Genomic DNA, 21,010 nt, shown 5'->3' on the forward strand with positions numbered 1-21,010 from the left:
CGTGCATTGGGGGACGTGGTGGTCAGAAGGCGGTGTAACCGCCGTCGACAGGGAGAACCGCGCCGGTGACGTAAGAAGATTCCGATGACGCCATGAAGAGGATGGCGTCGGCAATCTCTTCGGGGGAAGCGAGGCGTTGTAGCGGGATCTGTGCTTCCCGCTCCCGACGATAGGCCAGGGGGTCCTCCCTGCGGCGGAACGATGCTTCGATGACAGGGGTTGCCGTCAGTCCTGGAGCTACGACGTTGACCCGGATGTTTCGGGGAGCCCACTCTATCGCTGCGCCCTTGGCCAGCATGATGAGGCCCCCTTTGGCTGCGGAATACAGGACCTCATCAGGCTTTCCGACCATACCCAGCCGTGAGCTGACCAAGACGAATGAACCTCCGGCAGCCGGCATCAAGGGCGCAAAGTGTTTCATCATCAGGAACGAGCTGAGCAGGTTGCTGTGAAGCACGTTCTTGGCGTCGTCGTAGCTCATCTCTATCAGGGGGCCGCTGACCTGCAGCCCATGGTTTAGGACAACCACGTCTACGGTGCCGAACGACTCTGCCGCTTGACGGGCCAGGCTTTCGACAAACGCTTCGTCGTTGAGGTCGCCGGGAACGTACAGGTCCTCGGGCAGGGCGCTATCGAGCTGTTCCCTCCGGCCAGTGAGGATGAGACGGGCGCCTTCGCGGTGAAAGTGCGAACTCACTCTCTCGCCGATTCCGCTGCTTGCTCCGGTTACTACAGCAGTCTTGTTTTCGAGTCTCATGGTGTCTATCTCCGTGAAGTCGGTGATTGTTGGGACGGGTATGCCTTCGGCCCGCTGGCGGCGGTTCAGCTGAGGAATCCGCGGGCATCCACTGTCCAGCGCTCCAGGAAAGCGCCAGCGCTGTCGGTGACTATCAGCTCGTCAAAATTGATGACTACCGGGCAGACGTGATTGGGGACGATCGGAAGCACAGCGCCGATGCCGGGATGGAAATCGCCTGGGGGCACGGCGAGGAAGCCGTGGTATTCGTTGAGTTTGGACAGGACTGCCTGTGTGCCGGCGACGGCGCCGTAGCCGGTTTCAGGACTGCCTTCACGGCTCAGCACTTTGGTGCCTACGTCGAGTATGACCTGATCGGATACCCAGTCGCTCACCACGGTCCCGGCAACAAAAAGCGCGATCTGTTCCTCGGTGCAGGCGCCCAGCCTACTGTTGTTGAGGTCGTTGAAAACGTACTCGCCAGGCCGGATTTCGGTAATGATGCTGTTGCTTGCAAATTCGATGGTGGGTGTCGATCCTGCACTGACCACGTCGGCTCTGATCCCTACGGCATTGAAGCTGCGCACGGCGGTGGTGAGCGCGGCCTCCTGGTCCATGGCGGCACGCTTGCGGGCGTCCGGACTCAGACTGCCGTGGCCTGGGTAGGTGAACACGCCCACCGGCACCAGGCCTCGCTTGCGGGCGGCCGACCCGAGGGAGCCTGCTGCCTCCGGAGGTGCTCCGGAACGACGGGCACCGCAGTCGACTTCGATTACGACTTCCAGCCGATCGGCCTCAGAGCCCATCGCGTCGGCAAGAGCGTCGACTGCCGCAAAGTTGTCAACGCCGACCCGCAGCCGGGTGGTGGCGGCAAGCTTTCGGATCCTCAGGCCTTTCGTCACTGAAGGCCAGATCGGGTAGGCGATGAAGATGTCGTCGAAGCCGGCCGCGGCAAACACTTCGGCCTCACCCACGTTGCCTGCGGTGATGCCCACCGCGCCGGTTTTTACCTGGCGACGGCCTATTTCCAAGCATTTGTGCGTTTTCACATGCGGTCTGACGTCGAGGTTCCGATGAGTGGCAAAGGCCTGCATGCGATCGATGTTGTCCTGCATGACATCGATCAACACGATCGGGGCCGGGGTGTCGATCCGATCCTGCAAGCTGTCCAAGGCTTGTTGAAGCCGGTTCACGGTGTTCTCCTTATTCGTCAACGGCCGTGCAGACCATTTGGATCTCGACTGGTGCGTTGAGCGGCAGCCCTGCGACGCCGATAGCGGTGCGTGCATGTCGTCCGTTCTTGCCCAGCACCTCCAGGAGCAAGTCGCTGGCCGCATTGGCCACCCGCGATTGCAGTCCGAAGTCGGGTGCACTGGCAACGAAGACCAGCATCTGGATTATCCGGACCCGGTTCAGATCTCCCACTGCTTGTTCCGCGGCGGCGAGGCAGTTCAGTGCGGCGTGTCGTGCGAGTTCCCGCGCTGCCTCCAGCTCCACGTCCCGTCCAACAATGCCTTGCCCCAGGAGGACGCCGTTCTTGAATGGCAGCTGGCCGGAAATGTGAATGCTCGAATGAACGGCCCGGTGATCCACGTAATGGGGGTTGTTGGCGAGGGTGGGAAGATCCAGGCCAAGAGCCTGGCGATAGCCGGCCCGGTCTTTGTGGCGCTCATCTGTATGCGGGCTTTCTCATGTGGCTGCTGGACGCTGCAGGCCAAAGAGGACCGGCAGGTCGGCGATTTCAGTGATTCGTTCGTAGCCGAGCCAGTGCTCGTCGTGCTCAAAGCCGCGGTCGACGTAGACCTTGTTGCTGATACCCAAGGTGGCTGCGGGTCGCAGGTCGTACATCGGGCTCGCGGAAACGTGCACGATCTCGTGCGGCGTCACGCCGAGCTTGTCGAACATGTACTCGAATGCGCCGAGCCGAGGCTTGTACATGCCCATTTGTTCGGCGCTGATAACAGCTTCGAACGGTGCCTTCAGGTTTTCGGAAAGGCGAGTAGCGTGCGCAGTGTCGCTGTTGGTGATGATGACCAGCGGAACGGCCTCAGCCAGCTTGTTCAGCGCCTCGGTGACGCCCGGGTAGGGGCCCCACTCGGGGACGGTCTCGTAGACAGCGCGGGCGTCGGCGGATTTGTAATCGATGCCAACCCTGCGGGAAGCCCGTTCCATGGAGTTGGCGATGATTTGGTGGAACGGCTTGTAGTCGCCCATGCATTCGTCGATGCGGTATGCCTTGCAGGCCCGCAGGTAGTGATCAGCGATGTCGGCCGGAAGCCGGTCAGCCAGGACGTCACGGATCGCATCGTTGATGCTGAATTTGATCAATGTTCCGTTCATGTCGAACGTAACGAATTTTGGGTTGGTTGCGAATGCCATGTTTCCTCCGGTTCTAGTGATGTCGATTGTCGACGAAACACGCTCACGCCTTCGTCGATTGTCGACAATACGCTTGTTCGAGCCGGATTGTCAACAAGATAAGGAGGTCGGGAAAGCGGCACCAGGGGTGGACCCAAAAATTACAGACCCTCACCCTTTCGTAGATTGTTGACAATTGCTAGGCTCTATTCATGTCCTCGCCCCATCCACGGGGCGTTACCCGGAGAAGGAATTGCCATGAAGAAGCGCCGCCCTGCTGCCCCAGCCCCTAACGAGTCCGAGACGGCGAGCACTGGTCACCACTGCCCGCAGGCGGGGTGGTGGTCCGTAGGTCATGAAGCTGCCCCGATGTTCATTGCCGAGGGCCAGGTGATGCCCGCCGTGGGCGGAGTTCCGGCTGTTTGGATTCTGCGCGAGGCGGCCGGCCGCGGCCGTTTCGTTGCGACATCCTTGCGCGCGGCGTTCTAGAACGTTAGCTCCTTTGGGGGTCCCTGCCCGGGCCGCCATGCGATCGACTGTTGGCATCGAGGTCATTCCACAAGCCCGCCTGCCCCACGAGTTCGGTCAACCAGGGCCGGTGTCCCCGGTGGAACTTCATGCCATCCGGCAATCCCTGCACCCTGGGAATTGAATCGGCGATGTCGATGGTCACCCGGCCGCCCGCCATGGGCGCGTTGGTGATGTGCAGGTCGCCGTAGGAGGCAGGCAACCGGGGATCCATCCAGAAGCCGCCGCGCGACACGTGGGCGTCATATCTCATCAGGCTCGTGATCAGTTGGATGGGCGAGGTGGCTGCCCAGGCTTGGGGTGAGCAGGCGGTGGGGTAGGGGACTGGTTCGCTGTACTGCTCCCGGCTGAACCCGCAAAACAGCTCGGGAAGACGGCCCTCGGAGTAGTCGGCTGCATCAAGCAAAGCTGTGGCAATCCGTTGAGCCTCCTCCACGAACCCGTAGCGCATCAGACCTGCTGCGATGACTGCGTTATCGTGCGGCCAGACGGAACCGTTGTGGTAGCTGGCGGGGTTGTAGGCGCCCATATCGGTTGCCAGCGTCCGTACGCCCCAGCCGCTGAACATCTCCGGTGACATAAGCCGCTCAGCTACGAGGGGCGCCTTGTCCTCGTCCACCAGGCCAACCCAGAGGCAATGCCCCATATTGGATGCGCAGGCATCCACCTGCCGCTTCCTTCCGTCCAATGCGATCGCATAATAGCCACGATCCGGCATCCAGAATTCCTCATTGAACCTGGCTTTCAATTGCGAGGCACGATCGGCGAGTTCGCGCGCCAGGGGTGAGTCGCCGGCGTCGTATGCCATCCAGGCGCGGGCCATGTACGCGTCGTAGACGTATGCCTGGACCTCGCACAGCGCGATAGGCGGCTCAGCGGGCCTTCCGTCCGCGAAGTTGATCCCGTCCCATGAGTCCTTCCAGCCCTGGTTGATCAGCCCGCGATCGTTGAGCCGCTCATACTCGACGAACCCATCGCCGTCCCTGTCGCCGTAGTCCCGGATCCAGTCGAGGGCGCGGTCTGCGTGGGGCAGCAGCGCGGCAATGGTGTCCTTGGCGAAACCCCAACGGCTGACCGAACCCAGAACCACCACGAACAGCGGAGTGGCATCGACACTGCCGTAATAGATTGACTTGCCACCCAAGGCCAGGCTGCTGGAGACATCCAGGCGGACCTCATGCAAAATCTTGCCCGGTTCTTCCTCGCTCACGGGGTCGACTACCGAACCCTGCCTCTCAGCCAATGTTTGCAAGGTTCCCAAGGCCAGCGAGGGATCGACCGGCATGGCCATTTCCGATGCCCACAACGAGTCCCGGCCAAACAGGGTCATGAACCACGGGGCTCCCGCCGCCACAACCACCCTCTCCGGGTGGGCTGGGTCCTCGATGCGGAGGGCTCCCAGATCGTCGTAACTCCGCCTCAAGGTCCTCTCTATTGAGTGGTTGCCCATATGCAGGACGGGAATCTTGGCCACCCATTCCTGTCGGCGTTGATCGCTTCGGGATAATTCGCCGACGGCGGGATGCACCACCGGCGCTGACGGCGCCGACCCTTCAAGTCCGGGCATCACGGTCAGCTCGGTGCTCCAAGAGCCCCTGGCCGGGATAATGGTCCTGTAGCTAAAACCTTCACGGCTCGCTTCGGCAACATCGGAACGTACGACGACGGACTTCCGGATGTCCCGCCAGCGGGCGCGAAGGATCAGTGTGTTGGCATCGGCTTCGCAGCTTTCCTCCCACTGCGTCAGAACCCGCGCTTCCTTGACTTCGAAGACGTCGGCGAAATCCGCACCGACCGTGATTTCCATCAGGCAGTCCGCGGGTTTCATCGAATAATTCCAAACGGTCATGCGTTCCACCATTCCTACGCCCAATTCGCGGACACGTTCCACGATCAGCGGGGTGTCCGCATATCCGTCGGACATGGTGATGCGGCCGGCGAAGATGGCTCTGTACGGTTCCTTCGTTTGGGCTGTCAGGGGTTCCACGGGCTGACCGTTCACCGTCAAGCTCCAGGCGGACAGGATGCGCGTGTCCTGGAAGAACAGGCCGTGCGGATGATCCGGACCAATGTCGCCGCTGGGCAGGAGATGCAGAAGGAAGTACCCTCCACCAGCGTGACGGTCCCCGCGCCCAGGGGGCCGGCGGCGGTATCGGCATTCCATCCAGCCATGTCTGGCTCCTTTGGCTGTTCTGCTACCTGCTCAGAGCGACGCTACTCCTGCTCGGCGTCGTGGGCCAGACCCGGGGTCGGGGCGGTTTCAGCCGGCGATGAAGGTCTCGCTTGTTCCTCGGTGAATGGGTCTCCGCCCTGGTGTGGGGCGTCCGCCCTGTGGTCACTTCTGGCAAAACATATCGTCAATTGTTGACAATTGCTAAAATAGAGATCGGCCTGCCAAAGATGGCGGGCCCATTGACGTCGGGCCCAGGCCCGGAAGGAGCAGCAATGGTCAAGGCCACTGTGATGAACGATGCATTAACCGCCAACCCCGGGGAGCACATAAGCAAGGCAACCAGCAGCACACCAGGGCAGACCGAGGTCTCGTTCCGGCTGTGGGCAAGGGAGGGACACAAGACAGGCATCTGGGAGGTCACGCCAGGAGTATTCAAGAGCACTCGTCCCGGCTACGACGAAATCTGCCAGATCCTCAGTGGCAAAGGGACAATCACTGAAGAAGACGGGAGCAGCTTTGAGATTGGTCCTGGCACATTGTTCGTCACGCCGGCCGGCTGGACGGGTACGTGGACCATTCACGAGACGCTGCGGAAAATGTGGGTCGTGACTGACGTCCCGACCAATTAGAGGCAGAAAGGAAGGGCCCGGTTCACATGCGAACCGGGCCCTTCTTAGTGCGAAGCAGTTTAAAAGCCTAAGCGGTAATTTCCGTTACTTCAGGCTTGGAAGTGAGGTCCTCGACGGCCTTTTGCATGTGCCGTTTGATGGCATCCTGAAGACCACTTCGGTCACGGGCCTCGAGCAGGTCCAGGATCTTCTGGTGTTCCTGCACCAGGGCATCGATGCGGGGGTAGGCCACCTCAAGGCTCAAAATGCACATGCGGGATTCCGCTGCGAGGGTTTCATAGATCCGGATCAAACGCGTATTGCCGGTTCCTGAAACGAAGGCCGTGTGGAACTGCATATCCAGCCGCGCGATAGCTTGCCAGTCAGACGCAGCGACCTGTTTGGCCATGCCTCGGATGATGCCCTTCAGTTCCCTGCAGGTATCAGTGACCTGATCCGGCTCCGAGTCCAGCAGTGTGTTGGCGGCCGCCAGCTCCACCGCCTCGCGGACGGCGTAGATTTCCCGGATGTCTTCTGTAGAGAGCTCCAGAACGAAAACGCCACGATTGCGCTTGCTGACCAGGATGCCCTCCTGGCACAGCCGCTGTAGCGCTTCCCTGAGCGGGCCCCTGGACGTGCTGAGCTGGCTGGCCAGCGCTGATTCGTTGACCTGTTGTCCAGGCGTGAAAGCTCCCTGCACAATCAGCTCACGTAATTGGTCAGCAATCAGCTGCGCCGTGGGCCGGCCCTCCAACACGAACATTCCCTCCGGTGCCGCCATTGACATCCCCTCATTCCATGCTTCGGCAAGTTGAACCTATTAGACCGCTGCCGCGGTGTACTTGTATTCCAAAAACTCGTCAATCCCAATTTTGCCGCCTTCGCGACCCAATCCGGACTGCTTGACACCGCCGAATGGTGCGGCGGGATTGGACACCAGGCCAGTGTTCAGGCCAACCATTCCCACCTCCAGGTCGGCGGAGAACCGCATTGCTTTCTCCATACTCTCCGTGAACACGTACCCCACCAGACCCCACTCGGTATCGTTGGCCAGGCGGAGGACTTCGTCTTCGCTGTCAAACGGCGTGATCGCCGCTACCGGTCCGAAGATTTCCGTTGACATCAGGGCGGCCTCCGTGGGCACGTCCATCAGTACGGTGGGGGAGTAGAAGTACCCCGGACCTTCCGGACGGCTTCCCCCGGTCAAGACCCGCGCGCCCTTGGATACGGCATCTGCAACCAGGCTTTCGACCTTATCCAGACCCTTCTGCTCAATAAGGGGTCCGACGTCGGTCCCCGCTACAGCGCCATTGCCTACCTGCAATTCTGACATTTTTTTGGCGAACTTCCCGCCAAACTCTTCCACGACGGAGCGGTGGACAAAGAAGCGGTTGGCGGCCGTGCAGGCCTCTCCCATATTCCGCATCTTGGCCTTCATGGCTCCATCGACGGCCTTCTCGATATCCGCGTCGGCCAGCACGATGAAGGGTGCGTTTCCGCCGAGCTCCATGGAGGAACGCATCACGTTGTCGGCAGCTTGCCGCAGCAGGATCTTTCCCACCTCAGTTGAACCAGTGAAGCTGATCTTGCGTGCGATCCCACTGTCCGTCCAGGTCCGGACCACGCTGGAAGCGCCCGACGTCGTCACGACGTTCAGCACGCCGTCGGGAAGTCCTGCTTCCTTGAAGATCTCAACGAGCGCCAACGACGTGAGGGGCGTCAGCTCCGCCGGTTTGAACACCATGGTGCATCCGGCAGCGATGGCAGGAGCGATTTTCCGCGCACCCATGGCAAGCGGGAAGTTCCATGGAGTCACCAGGACCGAGGGCCCTACTGGTTCTTTAGTAATGAGGATGCGGGTGTTGCCATCCACGGAGGTGGCGTTGTCGCCCCCGATCCTGACTGCTTCCTCAGAGAACCACCGGAGCATCTCCGCGCCATAGGCGACCTCGCCTTTTGCCTCCGCGAGCGGCTTTCCCATCTCGGCGGTCATGATTGCCGCTAATTTCTCCGTATTGGCGATGACGAGGTCGAACGCCCGGCGAAGGATGTCCGCCCGTTCGCGGGGAGTGGATTTGCCCCACGCTGCCTGTGCCCTTCCGGCGGCCTCAATGGCCAGGGCGGCATCGTCGGGGCCTCCGTCGGCGACGTGGGCGATGACTTCGTTCGTTGCGGGGTTCTCCACGGCAAACGTGGCGCCATTTGCGGCCGGCTGCCAGTGACCGTCGATGAAGAGATCTGTCTGCAGTGAGCTTGGATCAAGTGTGTGGGACATCGTGGCTCTTTCAGTAATCAAGGGGGACTAGGAGGTGGCCGACTTGAGCGCTTGCGAGAACCTTGACAAAGCAACTTGGATCTCGTCGCTGCTGACGTTCAACGCTGGGATGAGGCGGATGACGTTGCCGTGCGGACCGCAGGTGAGGAGCAGGAGTTCTTCCTTGATGGCTGCCTGTTGGACAGCCAGTGCAGTAGCGGCATCGGGGGTCTTGTCCGCTGCTGTGAATTCGACACCCTGCATCAGGCCCCGGCCGCGGACGTTGCCGATTCCGCTGAATCCGGCTTGGATCGCCTCCAGCCCTGCCCGTAGTTCCTCGCCGCGGAGACGAGCGTTTTCCACGAGGTTTTCGCGCTTGATGACGCCGAGAGTGGCGACACCGGCTGCTGCCGCGACGGCGTTCCCTCCGTAGGTTCCGCCCTGGGAGCCAGGCCAGGCCTTGCCCATGAGTTCCTTGGAGGCGGCGATTGCCGAGATGGGGAAGCCGCTGGCGAGGCCCTTGGCGGTGATGACGACGTCGGGCGTTATGCCCGCCCAGTCGTGTCCCCAGAACTTGCCGGTGCGGCCGACTCCGGCCTGGACTTCATCAAGGATCAGCACGATGCCGTGCTTGTCCGCGCGCTCGCGCAGCCCTTGGAGGAAGGCAACAGGGGTGGGAATGTAGCCGCCGTCGCCGAGGACGGGTTCGATGATGAAGCCGGCCGTGTCGCTCGGGGCGCTGATGGTCAGCAGGAGGTGGTCCAGTTCCTTCAGTGCGAATTCGACGGCGGTGGCTTCGTCCCAGCCGTACCGGTACCAATGCGGGAACGGGGCTACGTGGACGCCGCCCATGATGGGCGAGAATCCTGAGCGGAACTTTGTTCCCGCAGTGGTCAGGGAGGCCGCTGCGACGGTCCGGCCGTGGAAACCACCCTGGAAGGAGATGATGTTTGGCCGGCCGGTGGCCATGCGGGCCAACCGGATGGAGGCTTCCACTGCTTCCGAGCCCGACGTTGCGTAAAAGACGCTGTCCAGACCCTGCGGCAATACGGTGCCGAGGAGCTCGGTGAGTTCCAACAGGGGCTTGTGCATGACGGTTGTGTATTGCGCGTGGACAATCCTGCCCACCTGTTCGCGGGCGGCGGCCACAACATCGGGATGGCAGTGACCGGTGCTGGTGACGCCGATCCCGGTGGTGAAATCGAGGTATTTTTTCCCGTCGGTCGCGTGGATCCAGCTACCTGCGGCGTGATCGACAACCACGGGGGTCGCCTGCTTCAGGATCGGGCTAAGTGTTGCCATGGCTTCATACTTTCTTAGGAACTGTAGATTGTCAACAATACGCGATCCGAACGGATGTCCTGATCAGCGCGATACTCACTGGGTCTGCTGAAACCTCTGGGGGCGCAGGAAGTCCAAATCATCGAACCAGCGCTTACCGAGTGCTTCGCTGGCCGCGATTTCTCCGTAGCCGGAGGCCATCTTGAAGCCGGCTCCCGAATAGCCAGTGGCCGAGTAGATCCTGCTGGACCCGCCGAGGAAACCCATCAGCGGGTGGGAATCGGAGGTGAAGAGGTCCGGGTACGCATCCGAACGCACGATGCTTGGGATCAAACCCGGGAAGAATTCCGAAACCGTCTCCGTGGTTTCCTTGATCTCCGCTGTGCTGAGGTCGCGGGGCACGGAATCGGCAGCGGGTGTGGGTGCCCCGCGACCGTCCAGAGTGGCTTTGACGGTGACACCATCCACTGCGGGAGCGCCGTACATGGAACGATCACCCGAAATCCTGATGAAGACGGGGAATTTCTCCGGGGAGAACTGCTCCGCGTCCCGGGCGACGAACCACGAGAGGAAGATCCGCCTGGTTTCCGTTTGGCGTTTGAGATATTCCGGCATGAGCTGCTTGGACCAGGCGCCCGAGGCGACGATGACCCGTTCGAAAGTCCAGGAGTTTGCACCGGAAGTGACAACGACGCCGTCGTCGGTGTCAGTGATGCTCTCGATAGGAGTGTTGGTGTTGACGGATGCGCCGTTGGCTTCCGCTGCTGTGATGGCCGCGGTGATGGCGCGGTCGGTTCGCAGGGCGCCTGCGTTGGGGTCATGGATGGCGATGTCGTCGGCGCGGAGGTTGTGCTGGGGGTAGCGTGCAGCCATTTCCTCACGGGTGAGGACGTGGTGGGCAGCGCCCGTTTCTCGTGTCGTCTCGAGCAGGCTGCGGAGGTATGGTCCGTCGTTGGTGCCGATGGAGAGACCACCACAGCGGGTGAGGATGCTCTGCCCGGTCTCTGCTTCAAGTTCTGCCCATAGTTCGCGGGAACGAGCCAGGATGGGATAGTAGGCAGGGTTGCCGCGGTAGATCATGCGGAAGAGTCGGGTGTCTCCGCCGGCTGCACTGCGCGCGTGGGCAGGGGCTTGCGCTTCGAAACCCACTACAGAATCGGACAACCGCGAGGCCTGCCACAGGGCCATGCTTCCGATGCTGCCCAGGCCGATGACTGCAAGTTTTCCATCCATGGTTTAGAGCACCTGCTTCAGGAAGGTTTGGGTACGGGGTTCTTTTGGATCGGTAAGTATCTCGCGTGCGTCGCCGCGTTCTACGACGAAACCTTCGTCCATGAAAAGCAGGGTGTCTGCTACTTCGCGGGCGAAGCCCATTTCGTGGGTGACAACGACCATGGTCATGCCCTTCTTGGCGAGGTCCTGCATGACACTGAGGACTTCCCCGACCTTTTCGGGGTCCAGGGCGCTGGTGGGTTCGTCGAAGAGGATGATTTCGGGATCCATCGCCAGTGAGCGGGCGATGGCCACGCGTTGCTGCTGGCCGCCGGAGAGTTCCGCAGGGTAGCGGTCGCCGAAGGCTCCAAGGCCGACGCTGGTGAGCAGCTCCTGGGCGCGTTTGGCGGATTGCTTCTTGTCGGCACCTTTGACCAGGACCGGTCCGGACATGACATTCTGGCGGGCTGTCATGTTGGGGAAGAGGTTGAATTGTTGGAACACCATGCCGACACGGGTGCGCTGTTCGGCCAGTTTCCTGGGTGGCAGAGCGTGGTAGGCGTTCTCGGTTTCGTAGTACCCAAAGTCGTCGCCGTTGACTTTGAGCACTCCGGAGTCGACGGTCTCGAGGCCGTTGATGCAGCGCAGGAGGGTGGACTTGCCGGAGCCGCTGGGGCCGATGATGCAGCAGATTTCACCGCTGGCGATGTCGAGGTCGATATCGTGAAGGACCGTTTTGGGTCCGAAGGATTTGCGGATTCGGCGGGCGTGGATGGTGCCGTCAGCGTTCATCGTGCGATGCCTTCCGGTGCGGTGAGTGTCACCTTGCGGGCCTTGCGGGGGACCCGTACGGAGGTGTGGGAGTATTTCTGCTCGAGCTTGGATTGGGGGTAGCTCAGCAGCAGGGTCATGACGAGGTACCAGAGGCTCGCGACGATCAGCAGCGGGATGGTTTCGTAGGTGCGGGCGTAGATGAGCTGGGCGCTCTGGAGGAGTTCGGCCACACCCAGGACGGAGACCAGGGAGGTTTCCTTGAACATTCCGATGACCTGGTTGCCTGTAGCGGGGATGATGGAGGGCATTGCTTGGGGAATGATGACCTTACGCATTTTCATGGATGCGCTCATGCCCAGGGAGTCGGCCGCTTCAATTTGTCCTTTGCCCACCGAAGAGAATCCGCCGCGGATAATCTCCGCCATGTAGGCCGCTTCGTTCAAGGTCAGGCCGATCAGGGCTGCGGTGATCGGGCCCATGAGGGCGTTGGTATCGATCGCAGTGCCGATGTTGGTGAACGGGATACCGATGGTCAGGTTCGGGTAGAGGGCTGCGATGTTGAACCAGAAAATCAGTTGGACCAGGACAGGGGTGCCGCGGAACAAGGTAATGAAGAGACCTGCCGTGGCCGCGATCGGCTTGATTTTCGAGGACCTCATGATGGCGATGACCAGGCCCAGGAGGGTACCCAGTACCATGCTGGCCACGGTGAGGAAGATGGTGAGCATCAGCCCGCGAAGGATCGCCTCGTGGGTGAAGTACTTCGCCACGACGTCCCATTTGAAATTCGGGTTCGTCGCTACGGAGGCCAGGATGCCCAGGCCAAGCACAATGCAGAGGACCCATGCGACGTATTCAAAGGTGCTCCTGCGACGGATTCGAGGTTTGAGTGTCGCGTCCATCCCGTTCATTGCCGGTTTGCTTCTCTCAATAGTTGCTTGTCTCATCGGTGACCCGCTAGTTCAACTTGGCGTCAGTGATGGCGCCGGATTCAAGTCCCCAGGTCTCCAGTGATTTCTTGTACTCAGGGCTGTTCAGGACTGACTGGATGGCTGCCTGAAGGGCGGGGGTCAGGGGCGAGCCCTTCTTGACGCCGATGGCGGTAAGGTCGCTCGAGCCGACGTTAACCTGCGGGGTCAGGAGAGTGAAGGCGTTGGGCTGCTGCTTTCCGGCCCATGCGAGGGATGTGGTGTCGTAGAAGATGCCATCGATGCGCTTGGATGCCAGCTGGGTCAAGGCTTCCTGGACATTGGGCAGCGTGACTGCATTGATCGCCGGCTGTCCCTTGGACGTGCAGGTCTGCTCGTTCAGGGCCGGGAGGCGCTTGAGCTGGCCGGTCGAACCCTGCGTGACGGCAATGTTCTTACCGCAAAGGGTCTCGTTGGTGAGCTTCAGGGGATTTCCCGCGCTTACGGCTACTGAGTTTCCGGCCTTGAAATAGTCGATCATGTCCAGGACCTTAAGGCGCTCATCCGTTTTGGACATGGTCGTGGCGGTGAAGTCGTAGCGTCCGCCATCCAAGCCGGGAACGATGGTGTCGAACTTCGTGTCCTGGAACTTCAGTTTCAAGCCGAGCTTCTTGGCTACCAAGCGGGCGATGTCCGGGTTCAGGCCGATCGCAGTGGAGTTGTCTTCGGCGAGGAAGGTTGTCGGCGGGTAATGAAGGTCCATTGCCACCGTCAGTTCGCCCTTCTCCTTATAGGATGCGGGCAAGAGGCTCACGGCCTTTTCGTCAGGCTGGACGCCCTCGGAAATGTCGGTGGTGTTGGCTGTCTTGCTGCTGTCTGCAGAGTCGCTGTTGGCGGTGCCGCCACATGCGCTCAGCGCCAGCAGAAGGGCGAGTCCGGCAGCGGCCGTCTGAGCTTTCGTGCGAATCTTCATAGTGCTTCCCTTCGAGGGGTCGGGCGGTGGGGGAGGGGGAGTCTTTAAGTTGAAATGTGATCCGGATCTCTCCGTCATCTACAGCAATGCAACCCTCTCAAAAGTAGATTGTCAACAATTTACAGAAAGTTTTTCCTGAAATCTGCCCGATGAGAACCGTTCTGATTTGCCGTGAGAAACTGTTGACAATTGACAATTTAACGCCCTAGAGTCGAGTCATCGGTCGAGCAGCCCGCACCCCGCCCGCCCTGCAATTGCGGCGGAATCCAGCCTCGCCCGACACCTTCACCAGCGGCCCGCCCGCTTCAATCTCCCGACAAGAAACGGAATCGACATGGCAGAGAGCAACTTCCGGCCGAAGTACATCTCCTTTGATATCTACGGCACGCTGATCAACTTCGACATCGATCCCACTACCCGGCGCTTGCTCGACGGACGTATCTCTGAAGAGCAGTGGCCAACGTTCAAGAAGCAGTTCCGCGGATACAGGTTTGACGAGGTCCTGGGGGACTTCAAGCCCTATGAGCAGATCCTTCAGGATTCTTTTGATCGCGTGTGCAAGCGTTGGGGCATTGGGCCCACCGAAGGAGCAGGCGCAGCGTTTGCCGAGGCGGTCCGCGGCTGGGGTGCCCACGACGACGTGCCGGCCCCACTCAAACTCATGGGCGACAACTTCCAGCTCGTGGCCCTGTCAAACGCCGACGACAGCTTCCTGGACATCAGCATTCCCAGGCTCGGCGCAAACTTCCACTCCGTCCTTACCGCCGAGCAAGCCCAGGCGTATAAGCCGCGCTACCAGGCCTTCGAATACATGCTGGACACCCTGAATGCCAAGCCGGAGGACTTCCTGCACATCTCCTCCCACACCCGTTACGACATGCATCCCATGCACGACATGGGTTTCCGGAACCTCTGGATGCTGGACCGCGGCTACGACCCCATCGGTGATGGCTACGACCTCCGCACGGCCAAGTCCCTGGATGAGATCAACACATACCTCGGTCTCTGAACCGACGTCGAGGCGAAAGGCCAAACCGTGAAACTTGTTCCCTACTGGCTAGATACTGCAGAGCCCTCCGGCGACTACCGCCGCACTCCGGTCCCCGAGAACGTTGATGTTGCGATTATCGGCGCCGGCTTTACCGGACTGTCCGCTGCCCTTGAATTCGCCAAGCAAGGCGCCAGTGTTGCTGTGTTCGAACGCCACACTGTCGGCTGGGGCGCATCGGGCCGCAACGGGGGCATGGCAACCACTGGTTTGGCCATTGGCTTTAGTACGGCCGTAAAGCGATACGGGGCGCCGCGCGCGGTAGAGATGTTCCGCGAATACAACGACGCCATCGAAACCATCGAGAAGCTGGTACACGACAACGGCATCGATTGTGATTTTCAGCGATTCGGCAAGCTCTCGCTTGCGTTCCATAAGTCGCACTACGACGGATTCCTGAAGTCCCAGGAACTGCTCGCCAACCTTGTTGACCACCACGTGAACGTCATCCCGAAGTCGGAAATCCACAGCGAAATTGGAACGGACTTTTACCAGGGCGCCATGATGGATCCCCTGGGTGCGGGCCTGCATGTGGGGAAGTTCGTTCATGGGCTGGCCAAGGTGGCCGCTGACAACGGAGCATCGATCTGCGAAAACGCGGGTGTTACCGAGCTGAAGAAGGTTGCGGGGACAGTCCACGATGTCCACACCACCCGGGGGATCACCAGGGCCAAGCAGGTGCTGGTTGCCACCAGCGGCTACACAGGCAATGTCACTCCGTGGCTTCAGCGCCGAGTCATCCCGGTGGGCAGCTTCATCATCGTCACCGAGCCTTTGCCCGAAGACGTGGTCAACCGGATTCTTCCGAACAGGCGCCAGGCGTCCGACAGCAAGATGCTCACCTACTACTTCCGGATCACTCCAGACAACAGGTTGCTGTTCGGTGGCCGGGCACGCTTTGCACTCTCCAGCCCGGACTCCGATGTCAAGAGTGCCGGGATTCTGCATAAGGCCATGACGGAACTCTTCCCGTACCTGGCGAACGTGGAGGTGGACTACATCTGGGGCGGCCTGGTTGACCTCTCCATGGACCAGATGGTCCACGCAGGCGTTCACGACGGTCTCTTCTACTCGCTCTGCTACAGCGGCCACGGCGTGCAGATGGCAGCCCACATGGGCAAGCGGATGGCCCACTACATGGCCGGGGACAAGCAAGCGAACGTCTGGGAAGACCTGAAGAACCCGCCAGTGCCCGGCCACTTCGGGCCGCCATGGTTCCTGCCCTTCATCGGGGCAGCGGCAAAAGTCATCGACCGGATCAAGTAAGCAGGACAAAGGTATCCATGAGTTCATCAACGAAAGTCGCTGGAGAGCGCCCAAAACCGGCTCAGGAGACCGCCTACAGGCGGGCAAGCATCGCCGCACTGCCAGGTGGCGCGTTCATCGAAGGCCGTTGGGAGACAGCCGGGATGACCGTAGAGGTCCGGGATCCCGAAGATGGACTCTTGCTGGGGGAAGTGTGTTCATCGTCCCCGCAGGATGTCCGCAGGGCCGTTGCCTTCATTCATCGTCACCTCCAGGAAGATGATTGGGCTCTCCGGGACCGCCGGGAGGCCTTGGAGCGGGCCGCAGCGCTGCTTGCCGAGCAGGACGGGCGTTTCGCGGAGATCATTGCAGCCGAAAGCAGCAAGACCATCACCGAAGCTGAGCGTGAAGTGCGCCGGTGCATCGAGACGTTACGTCTTTCCGCTGCGGCGTCCAGCGAACTCGTTGGAGAAACACTCGCCTTTGAAGACAGCATGGCCGGGGCCAACAAGATCGGCTGGTACAACCGGAAACCCGTGGGAATCATCGCGGCCATCACCCCGTTCAATGATCCGCTGAACCTCGTGGCACACAAGTTGGGTCCGGCGCTGATCGGAGGCAACGGCGTCGTGCTTAAACCTTCCGGCCGTACGCCCCTGACGGGACTTGCCTTCGTCCAGCTGTTGCTGGACGCGGGCGTCCCGGCCGGCAGGCTCGCCGCTGTCGTCTCGGGGCCGGGCGTCTCCGAGGCGATCGTGACCGACCCCCACGTGGACCTCATTTCCTTCACCGGCGGACCAAAGACGGCGGATCGTATTGCTGCCGCCGCGGGATCAAAGAAGATCCTTTCTGAGCTCGGCGGCAACAACGCCACAATCGTCTGCGCAGACGCTGACGCGGGGGCCGCTGCCAAGGCAATCGTGTCCGGTGCCTTCGGCGTGGCCGGTCAGAACTGCCTGTCCGTGCAGCGGGTCTATGTGCACATCTCCCTGTTCGAAGAAGTCCTTGAAAAAGTGGTCGCCGGGACCAGTGCCCTCCGAACCGGAGCGAAATTGGACCGGGCTACGGACATCGGACCGCTGATTACCGAAGCGGAAGCCCGTCGTGTGGAGGACTGGGTGGAGGAGGCCAAGGCAGCCGGCGCCACTGTGCACGTGGGCGGTCAGCGCCGCGGCGCTTTTTACCAGCCGACTGTTCTCAGCGATGTACCTGCAGACGCCAGGGTCATCAGGGAGGAAGTGTTTGGCCCGGTCGTCAGCATCGCGCCCTTCATCCAGGTCAATGACGCCATCCACGCCGCCAATGCTTCAGAATACGGGCTTCAGGCCGGGGTGTTTACTGAGTCGATCGGCTTGGCCTTGGCCATTGCCGACAAGCTGCATGTGGGGGCTGTGGTCATCAACGAGACCAGCGATGTCCGGATTGACTCCATGCCCTTTGGCGGTTTCAAGAAGTCCGGTGTGGGCCGTGAAGGCGTAAAGCACGCAGTACGCGAGATGACCGAACCAAAAAGCACCATCATCAAATTGGCCGGATCCGCCACCCGATGGCAGCAGCTCACCGCCACCTCAGAACGGAATGCATCATGACTACCCATAAAATCGCAGTCATCGCCGGCGACGGAATCGGTAAGGAAGTTGTTCCCGCAGCCATCGAATGCCTCGAACGGATCGCGCAGCTTCACTCCATCCGTTGTGAATTCACCTACCTGCCCTGGGGATCGGACTACTACGGCGAACACGGACGGATGATGCCCGTTGACGGTTTGGAAGTGCTCGCGAATCACGACGCCATCTTCCTTGGCGCCGTCGGCTCACCTGAGGTCCCGGACGCCGAATCGCTGTGGGGGCTGTTGATCCCCATCCGGCGCGAATTCCAGCAGTACATCAACCTCCGTCCGGTCAAAACGCTCGACGGCGTGAAGTCACCCCTGGCCAACAAGACGCCGATCGATGTGCTCATCGTGCGTGAAAACAACGAAGGGGAGTACTCGGAGGTTGGTGGCCGCACCTACCGCGGTCTGCCGCACGAGACGGCGGTCCAGGAAACGATTTTCACCCGGCTGGGCGTATCGCGGGCAGCACACTACGCTGCATCGCTGGCATCCTCGCGGAGCGGTCACCTGACCTCGGCAACCAAGAGCAACGGCATCATCCACACCATGCCCTTCTGGGACGAAGTGGTGGAGGAAACCACCCGGCTCTACCCTGATGTGACGCTCAGCAGCGAACTGGTGGACGCGCTTGCTGCGCACTTGGTCCTGAAGCCGTGGACCTATGACGTCATTGTCGCCTCCAACCTGCTGGGAGACATCCTCTCTGACCTCGGCAGCTCCGTTACCGGCTCCATTGGCGTGGCCCCCAGTGCCAACCTGAACCCGGACGGGGACTACCCGTCGCTTTTTGAACCCGTGCACGGATCAGCTCCGGATATTGCAGGCAAGGGGCTGGCAAACCCGGTGGGTCAGATCTGGTCCGGAGCGATGATGCTTGAGCACCTGGGCCATCCTGAGGCTGCAGGGCACTTGCAGCTGGCGTTCGAGTCGGTACTGCGCGAAGGCCTTGGCACCCGCGATGTCGGGGGACCATCGTCGACGTCGGAGTTCACGGCGGCGGTCCTGGCCGCCATCGACGACTTGTACGCCGCTGACTCCCTGGATACGGGGACTTCCGGAAAGCCGGCGGCAGCAGCGGCGTCGTCGTCATGACGGTCGCCGAACCCAAAAGGCCGGTCGTCGCTGTGCTGTACCGGGAGGACCTGCCGCCCCGGCTGGACGAAGTCCAGGAGCTGGCTGAGCTCCGCCTGACCAAGGCGGACGGTTTGGCCGAGGCGCTTGACGGCGCGGACGTGCTGTACCAATGGCATTCATTCTCCCCGGCACTGCGCGAGAACTGGGCCGCGGCCTCGTCGCTGAAATGGGTCCATGTGTCGGCGGCCGGCATCAGCCAGCTCCTCTTCGATGACCTGATCAACAGCGGGGTTGTCTACACGAATTCGCGTGGGGTCCTGAGCCGCGCGATTGCCGAGTTCGCGCTGGGATTCGTCCTGGACATCGCAAAGGACTCGCAGGGTTCGCTGAGGCTCCAGCAGGCCGGGCGCTGGCAGCACCGCGTCACTCGCAAGATTCAGGGCCAGCGCGTACTGGTGGTTGGGACCGGATCCATCGGGCGTGAGATCGCGTCCCTGTTCCGTGCCGTGGGCCTGCGTGTCAGCGGTGCCGGCCGCAGCAGCCGACCCGGGGACGCGTCTTTCGATGAGATCCATTCCTCGGAAGACCTTGCCCTGGTTGTTCCCGGCTTCGACTACCTCGTGCTGGCCGCACCGCTGACGGAAGACACCAGGGGCTTGGTGGACGCCGATGTGCTCGCGGCCATGAAACCTACCGCCCAGCTCATCAATGTCGGCCGCGGCGAACTGGTCCGCACTGATGCCTTGGTACAGGCACTGACCTCCGGGTCCATTGCCGGGGCGGCCTTGGATGTGGTTCATCCCGAACCACTGCCTGCCGGGCATCCGTTGTGGAGCATGGACAACGTCATTCTTACTCCGCACATGAGTGGCGATACCGAGGACTACCTCGACGATCTCGGCCAGCAGTTCGTGGAGAACCTCTGGCGGTTCAGCCGTGGCCTGCCACTGCAGAACATTGTGGACAAAAAGCTCGGGTTCGTCCCGTACCACTGAGTTCTGCGACTTCCCTCCACCTGACCCGATACTGAAAGACGCCGCTGGTATGCCCACCATTGCCCAGGCTTATGTAGCTTCTTCCCCAACATCCGGCCTTGAGCCCGGCACCGTGGAACGGCGGGATCCCGGTGACTACGACGTTCGAATTTCCATCAAGTACACCGGGATCTGCCATTCAGACATCCACGCTGCCCGCGGAGAGTGGTCAGGGGTTCGGTACCCACTGGTAGTCGGTCACGAGATAGCTGGCGTGGTGGAAGCGGTCGGACGAAGAGTCACCCGCCACCTCGTGGGAGACCGGGTTGGCGTGGGTTGCTTTGTTGATTCCTGCAGGGAATGCGCCAATTGCCGTGCGGGCGAGGAACAGTACTGCTTGCAAGGCTCCACCAGCACCTACAACTCGTTCGGACGTGACGGGCTCCCCACCGCCGGTGGATACAGCACCAGCATCGTTGTGGACGAGAAATACGTCCTGAACATTCCCGACGGCATTTCCCTTCAGGATGCGGCACCCCTGATGTGCGCGGGCATCACCATGTATTCCCCGCTGCGTCACTGGCGGGCAGGGCCGGGGAAACGCGTAGCCATCATCGGCATGGGCGGCCTTGGCCATATCGGCGTCAAGATTGCCGCCGCCATGGGAGCCGAGGTGACCGTCCTCAGCCAGTCGCTGAAGAAGAGGGAGGACGCGCTCCGGCTCGGCGCCCAGCAGTACTACGCAACATCGGAACCCGAAACGTTCAAGTACCTCGAGGGGCAACTGGATCTGGTCATTAACACTGTTTCTGCGGACATCGATGTTGACGCCTACCTTTCATTGCTTTCCCTCGGCGGCACCATGGTTTTGGTAGGCCTGCCTTCGAAGCCATTGAGTCAACGCGCCTGGTCCCTCATTGGAATGCGGCGCAACCTCTCGGGCTCCAAGATGGGCGGCATCCGCCAAACTCAGGAAATGCTGGAATTCTGTGCCGCCAATGGACTCGGAGCAGAGGTGGAAGTCATCCGCGCCGGACAGATCAACGAGGCCTTCGAGCGGGTGCTGGCGAGCGACGTCCGCTACCGTTTCGTCGTAGACGCCGGCACGCTCTGACAACAGCCTGTGGGCTTGCGCACATTGTTACGGAGGAACGGGCGCGTCATTTTCGCGGTAGAAAGAGGTAAGGCTAACCTAAATAGTCTTCATTTTCCTCAAGCCCACCCGTTCGGGCGTTCTCAGCAGGCGGTT

General features: G+C 61.2%; 19 protein-coding genes and 1 pseudogene. 8 read left to right on the forward strand and 12 right to left on the reverse strand.

Annotated elements, in window-relative coordinates; all coding sequences use genetic code 11:
* Positions 1-22: 22 nt before the first annotated feature.
* The 4 genes from PV760_RS11275 to PV760_RS11290 all read right to left on the reverse strand — a co-directional run bounded on the left by PV760_RS11275 (position 23) and on the right by PV760_RS11290 (position 3,115).
* Complete coding sequence (locus tag PV760_RS11275; RefSeq protein WP_354627768.1) at positions 23-757, reverse strand: SDR family NAD(P)-dependent oxidoreductase; 735 nt, start codon at positions 755-757, stop codon at positions 23-25.
* Between the two features lie 65 nt (positions 758-822).
* Positions 823-1,929 (reverse strand): alanine racemase, encoded by a 1,107-nt coding sequence (locus tag PV760_RS11280; RefSeq protein WP_354627769.1) that lies wholly within the window; start codon positions 1,927-1,929, stop codon positions 823-825.
* A gap of 10 nt (positions 1,930-1,939) precedes the next feature.
* Complete coding sequence (locus tag PV760_RS11285; protein ID WP_354627770.1) at positions 1,940-2,329, reverse strand: RidA family protein; 390 nt, start codon at positions 2,327-2,329, stop codon at positions 1,940-1,942.
* 96 nt (positions 2,330-2,425) lie between these two features.
* Positions 2,426-3,115, reverse strand: a complete 690-nt coding sequence (locus tag PV760_RS11290; protein ID WP_354627771.1) for a haloacid dehalogenase type II — start codon at positions 3,113-3,115, stop codon at positions 2,426-2,428.
* Positions 3,116-3,352: 237 nt separating this feature from the next.
* Between PV760_RS11290 and PV760_RS11295 the strand changes: the two genes are divergently transcribed.
* Positions 3,353-3,583 (forward strand): hypothetical protein, encoded by a 231-nt coding sequence (locus tag PV760_RS11295; protein ID WP_144401263.1) that lies wholly within the window; start codon positions 3,353-3,355, stop codon positions 3,581-3,583.
* A 4-nt stretch (positions 3,584-3,587) separates the two neighbouring features.
* Here PV760_RS11295 and PV760_RS11300 read toward each other — a convergent pair.
* Positions 3,588-5,794: pseudogene (locus PV760_RS11300) on the reverse strand (amylo-alpha-1,6-glucosidase).
* Between the two features lie 273 nt (positions 5,795-6,067).
* Between PV760_RS11300 and PV760_RS11305 the strand changes: the two are divergent.
* Positions 6,068-6,424 carry a cupin domain-containing protein gene (locus tag PV760_RS11305; protein WP_018778568.1) on the forward strand — a complete coding sequence of 119 codons (357 nt, stop codon included), beginning with the start codon at positions 6,068-6,070 and terminating at the stop codon, positions 6,422-6,424.
* A 67-nt stretch (positions 6,425-6,491) separates the two neighbouring features.
* Here the strand turns inward: PV760_RS11305 and PV760_RS11310 are convergent, their stop codons facing one another.
* The 7 genes from PV760_RS11310 to PV760_RS11340 all read right to left on the reverse strand — a co-directional run bounded on the left by PV760_RS11310 (position 6,492) and on the right by PV760_RS11340 (position 13,805).
* Positions 6,492-7,184, reverse strand: coding sequence for a GntR family transcriptional regulator (locus PV760_RS11310; protein ID WP_051088518.1), 693 nt, complete (start codon positions 7,182-7,184; stop codon positions 6,492-6,494).
* A 39-nt stretch (positions 7,185-7,223) separates the two neighbouring features.
* Positions 7,224-8,678 (reverse strand): NAD-dependent succinate-semialdehyde dehydrogenase, encoded by a 1,455-nt coding sequence (locus PV760_RS11315; RefSeq protein ID WP_018778566.1) that lies wholly within the window; start codon positions 8,676-8,678, stop codon positions 7,224-7,226.
* A gap of 27 nt (positions 8,679-8,705) precedes the next feature.
* Positions 8,706-9,959 carry an aspartate aminotransferase family protein gene (locus PV760_RS11320; RefSeq protein WP_039241009.1) on the reverse strand — a complete coding sequence of 418 codons (1,254 nt, stop codon included), beginning with the start codon at positions 9,957-9,959 and terminating at the stop codon, positions 8,706-8,708.
* A 75-nt stretch (positions 9,960-10,034) separates the two neighbouring features.
* The gene (gene solA, locus PV760_RS11325) at positions 10,035-11,171 is read right to left on the reverse strand and encodes an N-methyl-L-tryptophan oxidase (protein ID WP_110504178.1); all 1,137 of its coding nucleotides are present in this window, start codon (positions 11,169-11,171) and stop codon (positions 10,035-10,037) included.
* 3 nt (positions 11,172-11,174) lie between these two features.
* Complete coding sequence (locus PV760_RS11330; protein WP_018778563.1) at positions 11,175-11,942, reverse strand: amino acid ABC transporter ATP-binding protein; 768 nt, start codon at positions 11,940-11,942, stop codon at positions 11,175-11,177.
* The gene (locus tag PV760_RS11335) at positions 11,939-12,835 is read right to left on the reverse strand and encodes an amino acid ABC transporter permease (RefSeq protein WP_026267280.1); all 897 of its coding nucleotides are present in this window, start codon (positions 12,833-12,835) and stop codon (positions 11,939-11,941) included. Before PV760_RS11335 ends, PV760_RS11330 begins: the two co-directional genes overlap by 4 nt.
* Positions 12,836-12,881: 46 nt before the next feature.
* Positions 12,882-13,805, reverse strand: coding sequence for an ABC transporter substrate-binding protein (locus tag PV760_RS11340; protein WP_354627772.1), 924 nt, complete (start codon positions 13,803-13,805; stop codon positions 12,882-12,884).
* Between the two features lie 334 nt (positions 13,806-14,139).
* Between PV760_RS11340 and PV760_RS11345 the strand changes: the two genes are divergently transcribed.
* Genes PV760_RS11345 through PV760_RS11370 form a run of 6 tightly spaced genes read left to right on the forward strand, consistent with a single transcriptional unit; the run spans position 14,140 to position 20,875 of the window.
* On the forward strand, positions 14,140-14,814 hold the full coding sequence (locus tag PV760_RS11345) for a haloacid dehalogenase type II (protein ID WP_018778560.1): 675 nt from the start codon (positions 14,140-14,142) through the stop codon (positions 14,812-14,814).
* A 27-nt stretch (positions 14,815-14,841) separates the two neighbouring features.
* Positions 14,842-16,119, forward strand: coding sequence for an NAD(P)/FAD-dependent oxidoreductase (locus PV760_RS11350; RefSeq protein WP_018778559.1), 1,278 nt, complete (start codon positions 14,842-14,844; stop codon positions 16,117-16,119).
* A 17-nt stretch (positions 16,120-16,136) separates the two neighbouring features.
* On the forward strand, positions 16,137-17,687 hold the full coding sequence (locus PV760_RS11355; RefSeq protein ID WP_039241015.1) for an aldehyde dehydrogenase family protein: 1,551 nt from the start codon (positions 16,137-16,139) through the stop codon (positions 17,685-17,687).
* Positions 17,684-18,805, forward strand: a complete 1,122-nt coding sequence (locus tag PV760_RS11360; protein ID WP_354627773.1) for a tartrate dehydrogenase — start codon at positions 17,684-17,686, stop codon at positions 18,803-18,805. The genes PV760_RS11355 and PV760_RS11360 overlap by 4 nt, the downstream gene beginning before the upstream one ends.
* Positions 18,802-19,782, forward strand: a complete 981-nt coding sequence (locus PV760_RS11365) for a D-2-hydroxyacid dehydrogenase (RefSeq protein WP_354627774.1) — start codon at positions 18,802-18,804, stop codon at positions 19,780-19,782. The genes PV760_RS11360 and PV760_RS11365 overlap by 4 nt, the downstream gene beginning before the upstream one ends.
* 49 nt (positions 19,783-19,831) lie before the next feature.
* Complete coding sequence (locus PV760_RS11370) at positions 19,832-20,875, forward strand: NAD(P)-dependent alcohol dehydrogenase (RefSeq protein ID WP_354627775.1); 1,044 nt, start codon at positions 19,832-19,834, stop codon at positions 20,873-20,875.
* Positions 20,876-21,010 lie beyond the last annotated feature (135 nt).

The organism is Paenarthrobacter sp. CC6 (genome assembly GCF_040560085.1).
GTDB classification, from domain to species: domain Bacteria; phylum Actinomycetota; class Actinomycetes; order Actinomycetales; family Micrococcaceae; genus Arthrobacter; species Arthrobacter nicotinovorans.